This is a genomic window from Streptomyces abikoensis, assembly GCF_014648775.1.
GTDB lineage: Bacteria > Actinomycetota > Actinomycetes > Streptomycetales > Streptomycetaceae > Streptomyces > Streptomyces abikoensis.
Window position 1 is genome coordinate 125,882 of record NZ_BMRT01000003.1, and the last position, 14,704, is coordinate 140,585.

The 14,704-nt window shown below is 73.0% G+C and carries 16 protein-coding genes; 3 read left to right on the forward strand and 13 right to left on the reverse strand.

All coding sequences use genetic code 11. From position 1 onward, the window contains the following. Nucleotides 1-17: 17 nt before the first annotated feature. From rnc to fakA, 8 genes are all read right to left on the reverse strand, one after another. The gene (rnc, locus tag IE096_RS10865; protein WP_189451140.1) at nt 18-812 is read right to left on the reverse strand and encodes a ribonuclease III; all 795 of its coding nucleotides are present in this window, start codon (nt 810-812) and stop codon (nt 18-20) included. Nucleotides 813-831: 19 nt separating this feature from the next. Continuing rightward, a complete protein-coding gene (gene rpmF, locus IE096_RS10870) occupies nt 832-1,005 on the reverse strand; it encodes a 50S ribosomal protein L32 (protein ID WP_086575354.1) in 174 nt (57 codons plus the stop codon). Nucleotides 1,006-1,007: 2 nt separating this feature from the next. After that, on the reverse strand, nt 1,008-1,604 hold the full coding sequence (locus IE096_RS10875; protein WP_189451142.1) for a YceD family protein: 597 nt from the start codon (nt 1,602-1,604) through the stop codon (nt 1,008-1,010). A gap of 190 nt (nt 1,605-1,794) precedes the next feature. Beyond that, on the reverse strand, nt 1,795-2,943 hold the full coding sequence (locus IE096_RS10880; RefSeq protein ID WP_189451144.1) for an ATP synthase F0 subunit B: 1,149 nt from the start codon (nt 2,941-2,943) through the stop codon (nt 1,795-1,797). Nucleotides 2,944-3,048: 105 nt separating this feature from the next. After that, entirely contained in the window at nt 3,049-3,570 is a 522-nt protein-coding gene (gene coaD / locus IE096_RS10885) for a pantetheine-phosphate adenylyltransferase (RefSeq protein WP_189451146.1), read from the reverse strand. After that, nucleotides 3,567-4,169, reverse strand: coding sequence for a 16S rRNA (guanine(966)-N(2))-methyltransferase RsmD (gene rsmD / locus IE096_RS10890; protein ID WP_189451148.1), 603 nt, complete (start codon nt 4,167-4,169; stop codon nt 3,567-3,569). Before rsmD ends, coaD begins: the two co-directional genes overlap by 4 nt. Nucleotides 4,170-4,301: 132 nt before the next feature. Beyond that, nucleotides 4,302-6,461: an ATP-dependent DNA helicase RecG gene (gene recG, locus IE096_RS10895; RefSeq protein WP_229820152.1), complete on the reverse strand. Its 2,160-nt coding sequence runs from the start codon at nt 6,459-6,461 to the stop codon at nt 4,302-4,304. Nucleotides 6,462-6,576: 115 nt separating this feature from the next. After that, nucleotides 6,577-8,244: a DAK2 domain-containing protein gene (gene fakA / locus IE096_RS10900; protein WP_189451152.1), complete on the reverse strand. Its 1,668-nt coding sequence runs from the start codon at nt 8,242-8,244 to the stop codon at nt 6,577-6,579. A 251-nt stretch (nt 8,245-8,495) separates the two neighbouring features. Between fakA and rpmB the strand changes: the two genes are divergently transcribed. Continuing rightward, complete coding sequence (gene rpmB / locus IE096_RS10905; RefSeq protein WP_003957616.1) at nt 8,496-8,681, forward strand: 50S ribosomal protein L28; 186 nt, start codon at nt 8,496-8,498, stop codon at nt 8,679-8,681. A gap of 234 nt (nt 8,682-8,915) precedes the next feature. Here rpmB and thiD read toward each other — a convergent pair whose 3' ends face one another. After that, nucleotides 8,916-9,707 carry a bifunctional hydroxymethylpyrimidine kinase/phosphomethylpyrimidine kinase gene (gene thiD, locus IE096_RS10910; RefSeq protein WP_189451154.1) on the reverse strand — a complete coding sequence of 264 codons (792 nt, stop codon included), beginning with the start codon at nt 9,705-9,707 and terminating at the stop codon, nt 8,916-8,918. Between the two features lie 23 nt (nt 9,708-9,730). Beyond that, nucleotides 9,731-10,708, reverse strand: coding sequence for a thiamine-phosphate kinase (locus tag IE096_RS10915; RefSeq protein ID WP_189451156.1), 978 nt, complete (start codon nt 10,706-10,708; stop codon nt 9,731-9,733). Between the two features lie 146 nt (nt 10,709-10,854). Between IE096_RS10915 and IE096_RS10920 the strand changes: the two genes are divergently transcribed. Together IE096_RS10920 and IE096_RS10925 are read left to right on the forward strand one after the other, a co-directional pair. Further along, nucleotides 10,855-11,088, forward strand: a complete 234-nt coding sequence (locus IE096_RS10920) for an Lrp/AsnC ligand binding domain-containing protein (RefSeq protein ID WP_126916274.1) — start codon at nt 10,855-10,857, stop codon at nt 11,086-11,088. A 20-nt stretch (nt 11,089-11,108) separates the two neighbouring features. Then, nucleotides 11,109-11,615: a DUF3515 domain-containing protein gene (locus tag IE096_RS10925; protein ID WP_189451158.1), complete on the forward strand. Its 507-nt coding sequence runs from the start codon at nt 11,109-11,111 to the stop codon at nt 11,613-11,615. Between the two features lie 22 nt (nt 11,616-11,637). On the opposite strand, the gene IE096_RS10930 is transcribed toward IE096_RS10925, so the two are convergent. From IE096_RS10930 to IE096_RS10940, 3 genes are read right to left on the reverse strand one after another with little or no spacing between them, the layout of a single operon-like run. Further along, the gene (locus IE096_RS10930; RefSeq protein WP_189451160.1) at nt 11,638-12,786 is read right to left on the reverse strand and encodes a D-alanine--D-alanine ligase family protein; all 1,149 of its coding nucleotides are present in this window, start codon (nt 12,784-12,786) and stop codon (nt 11,638-11,640) included. 34 nt (nt 12,787-12,820) lie between these two features. Next, nucleotides 12,821-13,822 carry an NAD(P)H-dependent glycerol-3-phosphate dehydrogenase gene (locus IE096_RS10935; protein WP_189451162.1) on the reverse strand — a complete coding sequence of 334 codons (1,002 nt, stop codon included), beginning with the start codon at nt 13,820-13,822 and terminating at the stop codon, nt 12,821-12,823. Further along, entirely contained in the window at nt 13,819-14,586 is a 768-nt protein-coding gene (locus tag IE096_RS10940) for a lysophospholipid acyltransferase family protein (RefSeq protein WP_189451164.1), read from the reverse strand. The genes IE096_RS10935 and IE096_RS10940 overlap by 4 nt, the downstream gene beginning before the upstream one ends. Nucleotides 14,587-14,704 lie beyond the last annotated feature (118 nt).

The window sequence follows — 14,704 nt, forward strand, 5'->3', positions numbered from 1 at the left end:
GGCCCGGACCGTCGTTCTCAGCTGGAGGACTTCTCCCCCGGCAGCGCGCCGGACTCGGCGGCGGCCTTCTCGGCCGCCACACGGGCTTCCGCCGCGCTGTTGATGGCGCGCCAGGCGGACTCCGCCGCCTGCTGCTCCGCTTCCTTCTTGCTGCGGCCGGTGCCGGTGCCGTACGCGACACCACCGACGCGGGCAGCAGCCGTGAAGGTCTTCTCGTGGTCCGGACCGGTCTCGGTGACCAGGTACTCCGGAACGCCGAGACCCTCGGTGGCGGTCAGCTCCTGGAGGCTGGTCTTCCAGTCCAGGCCGGCGCCGAGGTTCGAGGACTTCTCGATCAGCGGGTCGAAGAGCCGGTGCACCAGCTCCGCGGCCGCGTCGAGGCCCTGGTCGAGGTAGACCGCACCGATGACGGCCTCCAGGGTGTCCGCGAGGATGGACGCCTTGTCCCGGCCGCCGGTGCCCTCTTCGCCCCGGCCGAGCCGGATGAAGGAGCCCAGGTCCAGGCCCCGGCCGACTTCGGCCAGCGCCCGTGAGTTGACCACCGCGGCGCGCAGCTTGGCGAGCTGGCCCTCGGGGAGGTCCGGGTGGATGCGGTACAGCGTGTCGGTGACCACCAGGCCCAGGACGGAGTCCCCGAGGAACTCCAGCCGTTCGTTGGTGGGCAGCCCGCCGTTCTCGTAGGCGTAGGACCGGTGCGTCAGCGCACGCACCAGAAGGGCGGACTCGAGTGTGTACCCGAGCCGCCCTTCCAGAAGCGTGTGGGACGAGGCCGTGTCCGCCGACGCCTTCTTCGGCGCAGTGGCGTCTGACATGAAGCCTGTCACCCGCCGATCAGACCGCGAGGACCTGGCGCTTGTTGTAGGTGCCGCAGCTGGGGCACGCGATGTGCTGCTGCTTCGGCTCGTGGCAGCGCTCGCACGCCACCAGGGGGGTGACCGCAGCCTTCCACTGCGACCGGCGGTGGCGCGTGTTGCTGCGCGACATCTTCCGCTTCGGAACAGCCACGGCTACTTCTCCTGTGTGTCATCCCCGCCGGAGCGGGGTGCGTTGTCCTTCTCGCCGGCCGTTTCGGATCCGGCGAGTCCCTTCAGTGCCGCCCAACGGATGTCGACGGACTCGTGGTGGTGGTCCGGGTCGTCCGCCAGCCGCTCTCCGCATTCGGAGCAGAGGCCGGGGCAGTCGTCCTGGCACACCGGCTGCAGCGGCAGTGAGAGCACCACCGCGTCCCGCAGCACGGGTTCGAGGTCGAACAAGTCGTCCTCGAGGTGGAGGATGTCCTCCTCATCGTCCTCGGCGTCGTCGTCCGTGGCCACGATGCGGCCCCGGGCGTCGGCGTCGGGGTAGGAGTACATCTCCTGGAAGTCCGCTTCAAACTCTCGCTCGAGCGGCTCCAGACACCTTACGCACTCCCCGGTGAGCGGCGCACGGGCGGTGCCTGTGACAAGCACCCCTTCCATGACCGACTCGAGCCGGAGGTCGAGCTCCACCGTCGCGCCCTCGGCCACACCGATGACCTCGATACCGAGATCGCGGGGGGCGGGGACGGAGCGGGAGACCCTCTTCAGCGCACCGGGACGCCGGCCCAGCTCGCGCGTATCGAACACGAGAGGGTTACGGGGGTCAAGGCGGGCGTTCAGGGCTTCCTGCTTTCTACGCTGCGGTGACGGCGGCCCCGGGTGCACGGGGCACGGCGGGCAGCCTGGATCGCGGACGTACACGCGACCGAAGAGCCAGGATACTGGACGGTCGCCGCTGGGCCCAATCCGCGTCCCGGACAGGTCCGCCCGAACCGGATCAGCGGCCCTGTTCGTACTCGCGGAGCCGGTTCAGGTCGATCATCGAGGTGTCGAAGAAGCTGGTCTCGTCGAGGGCGCCCGCGGCCCGGGGCGGGTGCCCGTCGGCCGGGTAGCCGGCCGCGGTCCCGTAGCCCTGGCCGAGGTCCGTCCCGTGGCCGACGTCCGTCCCGTGGCCGCCCGTCGCCTGGGCCGGGGGCTGCCAGGCGTAGGGGTCGGGCTGCTGGTAGCCGCCGGGGACGGCGTACGGGTCCGCCTGCGGCGGGTACTGCGCGGCCTGCTGCCCGTAGCCGTACGGGTCCTGCGCCTCGTAGCCCCCGGCGGGGACGGTGTACTCGCTCCAGACGGGCTGCTGCGGAACCTGTGGTGCCTCGGGTGGCCGGTGGGGCTCACGGGGCGCCCGGGGGGCGCCCAGGGACTCCTGCGGGCCGCCGGCGAGCTCGGCGAGGAAGTCGGCGTCGCTGGTGGGGCGCCCGGGGGCGATGCCCTCGTGGGCGGCCAGGTGGGCGCCCAGCTCGTCGACGGGGCGGGACCCGAGCAGCTTCTCCCGGCCCCGGCCCACCGCCTCCAGGGCCTTGGCCAGGACGGCCGAGACGGCACCCAGCTTGACGTCCACATAGGCGTCGGCGCCCTGCCGCTGCATCCGGGGGTCGGTGCTGCGCTCCGGGGCGTCGTGGGCCAGGCCCTCGGGGTCGTGGCCGTCGCCGGCGAGGCCGAGGAGCTTCTCGCGGCCCCGGTCGACGGAGCCGATGGTCTTGGTGAGGACGACCTCGAAGTTGGCGAGGGTGCTGTCGACGTAGTCGTCCGCGCCGGCCCGGATCTCCTCGGCCTCCCGGCGGGCCTCCGCGAGGATGCGGTCGGCCTCCTCGCGGGACTGGCGGGCGACCTCGGTGCCGGAGATCAGTGAGCCGCGCTCGGCTCGGGCCGAGGCGAGAATCGCCTCGGCCTCCTCGCGCGCCCGGGCCACGAGCTGTTCCCGGTCCCCGATGACCTCGCGCGCCTGGGCCAGCGAGCCCGGCAGGGCGGCGCGCAGCTCCTCGAGGAGGGCGAGCAGCTCGGCCCGGTTGACCACGCAGGAGGCCGACATGGGCAGGGCGCGGGCGCCGGTGACGGTCCTGACGATCTCGTCGAGTTTCTTCTGGACGTCCACCGTGACGCTCGCCGCCTTCTCGCATTCCGGGGTGGCCTGGTGGCCGATGGGAACGAACGGGGACGACTGTACGGCCGGCGGCCCCCGGCCGACAGCTACTGACGATCAGTCAGAGTCGGACCGCCGGGCGAGGCGCTCCTTGAGGGCCTCCAGCACCAGCGGCGGCACCAGGTGGGAGACGTCGCCGCCCCACGCCGCGACCTCCTTGACCAGGCTGGAGGAGAGGAAGCTGTAGGTGGGGTTGGTGGGGACGAAGAGGGTCTCGACGCCCGAGAGGCCATTGTTCATCTGGGCCATCTGGAGCTCGTAGTCGAAGTCGCTGACCGCCCGCAGGCCCTTGACGATGGCCGGGATGTCGCGCTCCTTGCAGAAGTCGACGAGCAGGCCGTGATGGGACTCCACCTGGACGTTGCCGTACTCGGCGGTGACCTGGCGGAGGAGTTCTATCCGCTCGTCGACGGTGAACAGGCCCTTCTTGGACTTGTTGACCATCACGGCGACGTGCACGACGTCGTACAGCTTCGAAGCGCGGGCGATGATGTCGAGGTGCCCATTGGTGACGGGGTCGAACGACCCCGGACAGACGGCGCGGCGCAACGGTGTTTCCTCGCTCTCCGGTCCATTCATGACGTGCCTGATCCCGTGGTGTCGGCAGTGCACGGCGAAGCGGCGTGACCGTACCAAAGCGTCCCCTCGCCGTAGCGACGGGCCCTCAGTGCGTCGAAACCCTCCGGCCAGCGGAATTCCCCGCCCCTGGTGCTGCGCTCCACAGTGACGAGCGCGTCCTCGGCCAGCCAGCCCCTGCTGCGGAGTGTGAGGAGGATCTCGCGGAGATCGTCGTCGGTGACCACGTAGGGCGGGTCGAGGAAGACCACGTCGTACGGCTCGGCGGGCGGCGCCCCGGCCACGACCTGCTCGGCCTTGCCCCCGCGCACCTCGGCGCCCGGCAGGCCGACCGCGCGGACGTTGTCCTTGATGACCCGCAGCGCGCGGGCGTCCGCCTCGACCAGGAGGGTGTGCGCGGCCCCGCGCGAGAGCGCCTCCAGGCCGACGGCGCCGGAGCCGCCGTAGAGGTCCAGCACGCGCGTGCCGTCGAGGGTGCCCAGGAAGGACACCCAGGTGGAGAAGAGGCCCTCGCGCGCCCGGTCGGAGGTGGGGCGGGTGCCGGTGCCGGGCGGTACGGCCAGGCGGCGTCCGCCGGCGCGGCCGGCGATCACGCGGGTCATGGTCTCGGAGTCCTTCGGCGGTGGGTGACACGGTGCGGCGGTGGCCGCACCGACAGCGTATGGCGTCTACGCCACGGCGTCCGCCCGGCCCTCGCCCGGCCCGGATATCAGCCCTCGTCCGGGCCCGGGGCGTCAGCCCTTGTCCAGATAGGTCTCCCGGTCCTTGTCCAGCAGGGCGTCGAGCGCGGTGCGCAGCTCGGGGAGCCGGGCGAGCTCGGGGTCGGCGGCGACGACCGCGGCGGCCTCCTCGCGGGCGGCCGCGATGATCTCCTCGTCGTCGATGACGGTGAGCACCCGCAGGGAGGAGCGGACGCCGGACTGGGCCTGGCCGAGGACGTCGCCCTCGCGGCGCTGCTCCAGGTCGATGCGGGAGAGCTCGAAGCCGTCGAGGGTGGCGGCGACCGCGCCGAGCCGGGCGCGGGCGGGGCTGGCCTCGGGCATCTCGCTGACCAGCAGGCAGAGCCCGGGGGCCGAGCCACGGCCGACGCGGCCGCGCAGCTGGTGGAGCTGGGAGACGCCGAACCGGTCGGCGTCCATGATCACCATGGCGGTGGAGTTGGGCACGTTCACGCCGACCTCGATGACGGTGGTGGCGACCAGGACGTCGACCTCGCCCGCCGCGAAGCGGCGCATCACCTCGTCCTTGGCGTCGGGCTGCATCCGCCCGTGCAGCACCTCCACGCGCAGCCCGGCCAGGGGGCCCCGGGAGAGCTCCTCGGCGACGTCGAGCACGGCCAGCGGAGGGCGGCGCTCCGCCGCGTCCTCGGCGGACTCCGCGGACTCGGCGGACCCGGCGGACTTCTTCTTGGGGGCGTCCTCCTCGTCGCCGATGCGGGGGCAGACGACGTACGCCTGGTGGCCGCCCGCCACCTCCTCGCGGACCCGCTCCCAGGCGCGGGCCAGGAAGTGCGGCTTGTCCTTGGCGGGCACCACATGGGTGGCGATGGGCGAGCGCCCGGCGGGCAGCTGGTCCAGGACGGACGTCTCCAGGTCGCCGAAGACGGTCATGGCGACGGTGCGCGGGATGGGGGTGGCGGTCATCACCAGCAGGTGCGGCGGTTGCTTGCCCTTGGAGCGCAGGGCGTCGCGCTGTTCGACGCCGAAGCGGTGCTGCTCGTCGACGACGACCAGGCCCAGGTCGTGGAACTGGACCTTGTCCTCGATCAGGGCGTGGGTGCCGACGACGACGCCCGCCTCGCCGATGATCAGGTCGAGCAGCGCCTGGCGGCGCGCGGCCGTGCCCATGGAGCCGGTCAGCAGCACGACCTTGGTGCCCTTCTCGGCGCCGCCGAGCATCCCGCCCTCGGCGAGCTCGCCCATCATCTCGGTGATCGACCGGTGGTGCTGCTGGGCGAGGACCTCGGTGGGGGCGAGCATGGCGGCCTGGCCGCCCGCGTCCACGACGGCGAGCATCGCGCGCAGGGCGACCATCGTCTTGCCCGAACCCACCTCGCCCTGGAGGAGCCGGTGCATGGGGTGCTCGGTGGCCAGGTCGTCGAAGATCTCGGCGGAGACCTTCCGCTGGCCGTCGGTGAGGGTGAAGGGCAGCTTGGCGTCGAAGGCGTCCAGGAGGCCGCCGGGCGCGGGCTTGCGGGCCACGGCGGGCAGCTGGGAGTCGGCGTGCCGGCGGCGGGCGAGGGCGACCTGGAGGACGAACGCCTCGTCCCACTTCAGCCGGGAGCGGGCGTCCTCGACATCCGCCTTGGCCCGGGGCCGGTGGATCTTGCGGAGGGCCTCCGGCAGCGGGACCAGGCCCCGGCCCTCGCGCAGCGCGGGCGGCAGCGGGTCGACGACGGCCTCCCAGCCGGTGGCCTCCATCGAGGCGAGCACGACGTCGACCGCGTTGGAGATCTTCCAGGACTCCATCTTGGAGCAGGCCGGGTAGAGCGGGATCAGCTGGTCGGCCCAGGCCTTGGCGGCGGAGGCGTCGCTGTCGCCGCCGAGCATCTCGTACGCGGGGTGGGAGAGCTGGCGGATGTTGCGGAACGTGCCGACCTTGCCGGCGAACATGCCGCGCCGGCCGGGGACCAGCTCCTTCTGGTGGTGGTAGATCGACCGGCCGAAGAAGACCAGCTGGAGCCGGCCGCCGCCGTCGGTGACGGTCACCTCCAGCCGCTGGCCCCGGCCCTGGTTGAACTTGTGCACCCGGGCGTCCAGGACCTGCGCGACCACCGTGACGTGCTCGTCGAGCGGCAGGTCGGCGAGCCGGGTGAGCTCGCCGCGCTCGGCGTAGCGGCGCGGGTAGTGGTGCAGCAGGTCGCCGACCGTGTGCAGATCGAGGTGCTCGGCCATCACCTTCGCGGTGGTGCCGCCGAGCGTCTTCTTCAGGGGTTCGTCCAAGGCGGGCACGGGTCCATTGCACACCACGCCGCTGACAACGCGGCCCGGGCGGCGCCGTCGGCACGGTTCATTCGACGCCGATGATCAGCCGGGCGGCGTGCTGGCCGCCCCGGTAGACCACGGTGTCCACGGCCAGGTGGCCGCCGCGCACATGCCGCTGGAGGCGGTCGGCGACGGCCTCGGGCACGTCCGCGCCGAGCACGAGCGTGACCATCTCGCCGCCCGCCGCGAGCATCCGGTCCAGCACGGTCTCGGCGGTGGCGGCGAGCTCCGCGCCGATGACGGCCACGTCGCCGTCGATGAGGCCGAGGACGTCCCCGGCCTGGCAGACGCCCGCCATGGTCCACGACTGCCGCTCGGCGACGACGAGCTCCGCGTGCCGGGTGGCCCCGGCGGCGGAGGTCATGGCCACGACGTCCTCGTCGAAGCGGCGGCCGGGCTCGTGGACGGCGAGGGCGGCGATGCCCTGGACCGGGGAGCGGGTGGGGATCAGGGCGACCCGGACGCCCTCGGCGCGGGCCTGCTCGGCGGCCGCGGCGGCGGTGTGCCGCAGGTCCGCGTCGTTGGGCAGCAGCACCACCTCGCGCGCGTTGGCCCGCCGGACCGCCTGCACCAGCTCGCCGCTCGCGGGCGGCTCCCCCGGCCGCACGGTCACGACGGTCGCGCCGGCCTCGGCGCACAGCGCCGCCAGGCCCTCGCCCGGCACGACCGCGACGACGGCCCGCTGGACGGGCTCGTGGACGCGGGTGCGCTCGGTGGCGGCGGCGCCGAAGTGGGTGATGCGGACGCGGTACGGGCGTCCGGCGTCGATGCCCGCCTCGACGGCGGCACCGGCGTCGTCCACGTGCACGTGGACGTTCCACAGGCCGTCCCCGCCGACGACGACGAGGGACTCGCCCAGCGCGTCGAGGCGGGCCCGCAGCCGGGCGACGGCCGCGTCGTCCGCCTCCAGCAGGTAGATCACCTCGAAGGCGGGCCCGTCGCCCGCCGGGACGTCCGGGCCGCCGGCCTCGGCCGGGCAGCCCCCGGCGAGCCAGTCGTGGGCGGCATGGGCGGGCGCGGCGGTGGACCGCGCCGCGCCGGGGCCGCCCGTCAGGGCGGCCACGAGCGCGCCCAGCACCTCCACGAGGCCCTTGCCGCCCGCGTCGACGACGCCCGCCCGCCCGAGGACCTCCAGCTGGCAGGGGGTGGCCGCCAGGGCCGTCAGGGCGCCCTCGTACGCGGCGCGGGCGACGGCCGGGCCGTCGCCCGGGGTGACCTCGGCGGCCTCGGCGGCGGCCGTGGCCACGGACAGCACGGTGCCCTCGACGGGGCGGGCGACGCCCTCGTACGCCGACTCGACGGCGCGGCGGAGGGCGCGGCGCAGGAGGGTCGCGTCGTCGCCGGCCTCCTGGCCGCCACCGGTCGCGGCCAGGACCTCGGCCATGCCGCGCAGGAGCTGCGCCAGGATCGTCCCGGAGTTGCCGCGCGCGCCTATGAGAGCGCCGTGCGCCATGGCGCGGACGGCCTCGGCCAGGCCGGGCCGGGAGCCGGGGCCGGTGGTGGCGTGGGCGTCGAAGACGGCGTCGACGGCGCGGGCGGCGGACTCGACGGTCAGGTAGAGGTTGGTGCCGGTGTCACCGTCCGCGACGGGATAGACGTTGATCGCGTCGATCTCCTCGCGGGCTCCGCCGAGCGCGTCGAGCGCCAGGGCGCACCAGGCGCGTACCGCGTCGGCGTCGAGCGGGTGCGGCACGTGTGTCCTCCTCGGACGGCGGGGGCGGGGGGCGGGTGAAGTGCTTGGGCAGACTAGTCCCGGGCACGGGCCCGGGGGGCGAGCCGGGCGGGTTCGGGGCCGGTCATGGTAGTTTCGTTGTCCAGGAGCGGTCGTTGTATGCTGCTCCGGTTGCCTGATGAGAATCAGGCCATCCCCCTGGCAAGCCAGTCACCTACGACCCGGCACGCCGGGATTTCCCGTAAGTGCATCTGAAGTCTTTGGAGTGACCCGTGGCTGCCAACTGCGACGTCTGCGGCAAGGGGCCGGGCTTCGGCAACAACATTTCGCACTCGCACCGCCGTACGTCCCGTCGCTGGAACCCGAACATCCAGCGTGTGCGTGCCGTGGTCGGTCGGACGCCGAAGCGCCTCAACGTCTGCACCTCGTGCATCAAGGCCGGCAAGGTCTCGCGCTAACTAGCTAGTAGCGCGGCAGCCTCGCCGTCCTTGAAAGCCGGTCCTCCCCGTTTCGGGGTGGGCCGGCTTTTCGTTGTGCCCCGGCCCCGCCCTTTCTCCGTTTCCGAAGGGGCTGCCGCCCCTTCGAGACCCCGCTCCTGGGGGCTGCGCCCCCCTTGACCCCCGGCCGCGCATCAGCGCGGTCCCGGGGGTGCGAGGGGGCGCGGCCCCGCTCGGAAACGGTGAAGGGGCGGGTCAGGGGCTCGTCCACCCGTGGTCCACGGGGCCGATGCCCGCGCCCAGTGGAAAGCCCGCCGCGATCGCCCCCGTGACGTAGTCCTTGGCCGCCCGCACGGCCTCCGGAACGGAGAGCCCCTTGCCGAGACCGGCGGCGATCGCACTCGCCAGCGTGCACCCCGTTCCGTGGGTGTGGCGGTTGTCGTGGCGCGGGGCGCGCAGCCAGTGTTCTTCCGACCCGTCCGTCAGGAGATCCACCGCGTCGCCCTCCAGGTGGCCGCCCTTGATGAGGGCCCAGCGCGGGCCGTGGGAGAGGATCGCGTCCGCCGCCCGCCGCATACCCGTCTCGGAGGCGACCTGGACGCCCGTCAGCCAGGCGACCTCGTCCAGGTTGGGGGTGGCGACCGTCGCGACCGGCAGGAGCTTCGTGCGGACCGCGTCGCGCGCGGAGGCGGCCAGCAGGGCGTCGCCGTGCTTGGAGATGCCGACGGGGTCGACGACGACGGGGGCACTCACCTCGGCGAGGAGGGCGGCCACGGTCTCCACGAGCTCCGCGGAGGCCAGCATGCCGGTCTTCACGGCCTCCACCCCGATGTCGTCCACGACGCTGCGGAACTGGGCCCGTACCGCCTCGGCGGGCAGCGGCCAGGCGCCCTGGACGCCGAGGGAGTTCTGCGCGGTCACCGCTGTGACCACGCTCATACCGTGGGTCCCCAGGGCGAGCATCGTCTTCAGGTCGGCCTGGATGCCCGCACCGCCGCCGGAGTCGGATCCGGCGACGGTCAGCACGCGGGGCGGGGGTGTGCGCATGCGCGCAATCTACTCCCCGGCGGTCACTCGCCCGACTCCAGGCCGTCGTCGCCGAAGTGGTCCCAGCCGCCCGCCTTGTCCCAGGGCGCGCCGTCGACGGTGACCTGCGGGAGGGCGGAGGGGTTGACGACCTCGCCGATGATCTTCCAGCGGGCGGGGAGCTTCACGTCCGGCGGGAAGGTCGCCACGATGGCGTGGTCTTCTCCGCCGGTCAGCACCCACTGGAGCGGGTCGACGCCGACGGCCTGGCCGATGTCCAGCATCTGCGTGGGCACGTCGATGGCGGCGGTGCGCAGGTCGATGCGGACCTTGCTGGCCTCGGCGATGTGGCCGAGGTCGGCGATGAGGCCGTCGCTGACGTCCGTCATGGCGGTGGCGCCGAGCGCGGCCGCGGCGGGCCCCGCGTGGTACGGGGGCTCGGGGCGGCGGTGGGCCTCGACGAAGGCGCGCGGGGAGCGGAAGCCGCGGGAGAGCACGGCGAGCCCGGCGGCGGACCAGCCCAGCCAGCCGGTGACGGCCACGACGTCGCCCGCGCGGGCTCCGGAGCGGGTGACCGGCTCGTGGTTGCGCAGGTCGCCCAGGGCCGTGATGGCGACGGTGATGGTGTCGCCGCGCACCACGTCCCCGCCGACCACGGCCGCGCCGGCGACCTGGCACTCGTCGCGGATGCCGTCCATCAGCTCGGTCGGCCAGGTGGCGGGGAGCTCGGCGGGCACGACGAGGCCCAGCAGCACGGCGGTGGGCACCGCGCCCATGGCGGCGATGTCGGCGAGGTTCTGCGCGGTGGCCTTGCGCCCGACGTCATAGGCGGTGGACCAGTCGCGGCGGAAGTGCCGTCCCTCCAGGAGTACGTCCGTACTCGCGACGACCCGGCGGTCGGGCGCCGCGACCACCGCGGCGTCGTCACCCGGTCCGAGCCGGACCGCCGGGGTGGTGGTGAGCCGGGAGGTCAGCTCTCTGATGAGGCCGAACTCCCCCAGCTCGCCCACGGTGCCTTTCACTGAGCTCCTCCTCGGAGTGTCGGTTGCCCTGATCGTGACGTGTTCCGCGCCGCGCAGGCCGCGCGGGTCTCCCCGCACCGTGCGGCGACGCGGTACCGTGGCGTCTCTTCTCCCCACATGATCCTCGAAGCCGCCCTGGAGGTTCCGTGGTACAGGCGTACATCCTGATCCAGACCGAGGTCGGCAAGGCGTCGACCGTGGCCGAAGTCATCGGAAAGATCTCGGGAGTGATCCAGGCCGAAGACGTGACCGGGCCGTACGACGTGATCGTGCGCGCCCAGGCGGACACCGTGGACGAGCTCGGTCGCATGGTGGTCGCGAAAGTACAGAAGGTGGAGGGCATCACCCGCACCCTGACCTGCCCGGTGGTCCATATCTAGCTCCCCCGTATGCTCGGCCGGTGAAGTCTTCGCTCCGCCGGCCCCTCGGCCTGCCCGCCGCCGCCCTGCTCCTCGCGGCCGCGGGCTGTTCCGCGCCGGACCCGTCAGCGAGTCCGGCGGTTCCCACGCCGGACGCGCGGCAGGCCGGGCACTGCCGGGCGTTGCACGGTGCCTTGCCGGACGTCCTGGACGGGCGGAAGCGGCGTACCGCGGAGCCCGGTGACGACTTCACGGCCCTGTGGGGCGATCCCGCGATCTCGCTGCGCTGCGGGGTGACCCGTCCCAAGATCCTTACGCCTGGTTCCGAACACTACAACCCCAACGCCGACTCGGCGGAGCTCGACGGGGTGGAGTGGCTGCCGGAGCGGCAGCCGGACGGCAGCGTCCGCTGCACCACCGTGCACCGTGAGGCGTGGATCGAGGTGACGCTGCCCGCCCGGGTGGTGGGCGGCGCCGGCGACATCAGCGCGCTGACCGATCTCGCCGGCGCCATCACGAAGACGGTCCCCGTGGGGATCCTTCCCTGACGGGCGGCCCCCCTGGGAGCCGCTAGCGCAGGCCCGTGGAGCGGCGCAGGGCGGCCTGGACGAGCCGGTCGACCAGCTCCGGGTACTCGACGCCGGTCTCCTGCCACATCCGCGGGTACATGGAGATGGGCGTGAAGCCGGGCATGGTGTTGATCTCGTTGATCACGAACTCGCCGTCCTCGGTGAGGAAGAAGTCCGCGCGGACCAGGCCCTCGCAGGACGCCGCGTCGAAGGCCTCGACGGCCAGCTCCTGGACCCGGCGGGTCTCCTCCTCGCTCAGCGGGGCGGGGACGATGCCGGAGGCGGAGTCGATGTACTTGGCCTCGAAGTCGTAGAAGTCGTGCGCGGAGACCGGGGGGATCTCGGCGGGCACGCTGGCGCGCGGGCCGTCCTCGAACTCGAGGACGCCGCACTCGATCTCCCGGCCGCGCAGCAACGATTCGACCAGGATCTTCGGGTCGTGGCGGCGGGCCTCGGCGATGGCCTCGTCGAGACCGGAGAGGTCGTCGACCTTGGTGATGCCCATCGAGGAGCCGGCGCGCGCGGGCTTCACGAAGAGCGGCCAGCCGTGTTCGCCGGCGAAGTCCACGATCTTCTTCCGGGCGCCCGCCTGGTCGTTCTCCCACTCGCGCGGGCGGATGACCACGTAGGGGCCGACGGGCAGGCCGAAGGAGGTGAAGACGCGCTTCATGTACTCCTTGTCCTGGCCGACGGCGGAGGCGAGGACGCCCGCGCCCACGTAGGGGATCCCGGCGAGCTCCAGCATGCCCTGGAGGGTGCCGTCCTCGCCGTAGGGGCCGTGGAGCACGGGGAAGACGACGTCGACCTCGCCCAGCGCCTTGGGGACGGCACCGGACTCGGTGTAGACGACCTCGCGGCTGGCCGGGGTGACGGGCAGCAGGACGCCGCCGTCGGCGGAGTCGGTGAGCTGCTCGACGCTCGGCAGCGACCGGTCGGCGATGGTCATCCGCTCGGGGTCGTCGGCGGTCAGCACCCAACGGCCGTCGGTGGTAATGCCGATCGGCAGCACGTCGTACTTGGCGCGGTCGATGGCGCGCAGCACCGCGCCTGCGGTCACCACGGAAATGGCGTGTTCGGAACTGCGGCCGCCGAAGACGACCGCGACACGCGGCTTCCGCTCAGGGCTCTGGGGGGAGGTCTCGCTGCTCATATCGCGTCGAGAGTACCTGGTGACCACGGGTGCTTCAGTGCCGCTCGGCCTTGGCGCTGCGCGACATCAGCTCCTTGAGCGCCACCATGGGCGGCTTGCCCTCGTGGACGATGCCGACGACCGTCTCCGTGATCGGCATGTCGACATGGTGACGCCGGGCCAGATCGAGCACGGACTCGCAGGACTTGACGCCCTCCGCCGTCTGCTTGGTGACCGCGACGGTCTCCTCCAGGGTCATGCCCCGGCCGAGGCAGGCGCCGAAGGTGCGGTTGCGGGAGAGCGGCGAGGCGCAGGTGGCGACGAGGTCGCCCATGCCGGCCAGGCCCGCGAAGGTGTGGGCGTCGGCGCCCATGGCCAGGCCCAGCCGGGTGGTCTCGGCGAGGCCCCGGGTGATCAGGGACGCCTTGGCGTTGTCGCCCAGCCCCATGCCGTCGGCGATGCCCACGGCCAGCGCGATGACGTTCTTCACCGCGCCGCCCAGCTCGCAGCCGACCACGTCGGTGTTGGTGTAGGGGCGGAAGTACGCGGTGTGGCAGGCGGCCTGGAGCCGCCGGGCGACGGACTCGTCGGGGCAGGCGACGACGGCGGCGGCGGGCTGCCGGGCGGCGATCTCCTTGGCGAGGTTGGGGCCGGTGAGCACGGCGACCCGGTCCGGGGAGACCTTGGCGACCTCCTCGACGACCTCGCTCATCCGCTTCGCGGTGCCGAGCTCGATGCCCTTCATCAGGGAGACCAGCACGGTGCCGTCGGCCAGCAGGGGCGTCCACTCGGCGAGGTTGCCGCGCAGGGTCTGGGAGGGCACGGCGAGCACGGTGAACGCGGCGTCGCGGGCGGCCTCGGCGGGGTCGGTGGTGGCCCGGACGGCGGCGGGGAGCTCGATGCCGGGGAGGTAGTCGGGGTTGGTGCGGCCGGTGTTGATGGCGTCCACGAGGGCGGCGCGGCGGCCCCACATGGTGACCTCGCAGCCCGCGTCGGCGAGGATCATCGCGAAGGCGGTCCCCCAGGAACCGGTGCCGTAGACGGCGACGCGCGTCACTTGTCGTTCTCCTCCTCGGAGGGGGCCTTCCCGGCGGCGCGGCGGGCCGCGGCACGGGCCTTCTTGAGGTTGTACGGCTCGGCCGGGGCGGGCTCGCCGCGCAGTTCGGCGAGGAGTTCGGTGATGGCCTTCATGATGACCTCGGTGACCTCGCGCAGCACCTCGGCGGTGGGCTCCTTGCCGTAGTACGCCGACAGGTCGACGGGCGGGCCGGCCAGCACCCGGAGGGTCTTGCGGGGGAAGAGCCGCAGCTTCTTGTCCTTGGCGTACGGCGGCATCGCCTCGTTGGCGCCCCACTGGGCGACCGGGATCACGGGCGCACGGGTCAGCAGGGCGACGCGGGCGGCGCCGGTCTTGCCCTCCATGGGCCACATGTCGGGATCGCGGGTGAGGGTGCCCTCGGGGTAGAAGGCCACGCACTCGCCCCTGTTGATGGCGTCCACGGCGGACCGGAACGCGGTGGCCGCGTCGGCGGACTCCCGGTAGACGGGAATCTGCCCGGTGCCGCGCAGGATCGCGCCGACGAAGCTGCCCTTGAACAGCCCGGCCTTGGCCAGGAAGCGCGGGACGCGCCCGGTGTTGTACTGGTAATGGGCGTAGGACAGCGGGTCGAGATACGAGTTGTGGTTGACGACGGTGATGAAGCCGCCGTCGGCGGGAATGTGCTCCATTCCGCGCCAGTCCCGCTTGAACAGAACCACGAGCGGCGGTTTCGCCAACACCGCCGCAAAGCGGTACCAGAAGCCGATTCTGTGGCGGGACACTCGGACACCCTTCTGTTGGAACCTGGACGTGCTTCGGGCGTGCTGCTCACCCGGGGGCCGGACAAGTGTCGCCCCGGGTACCCGGTCTGTCGAGAACGCCCCGGGGCCCCGGACTTCT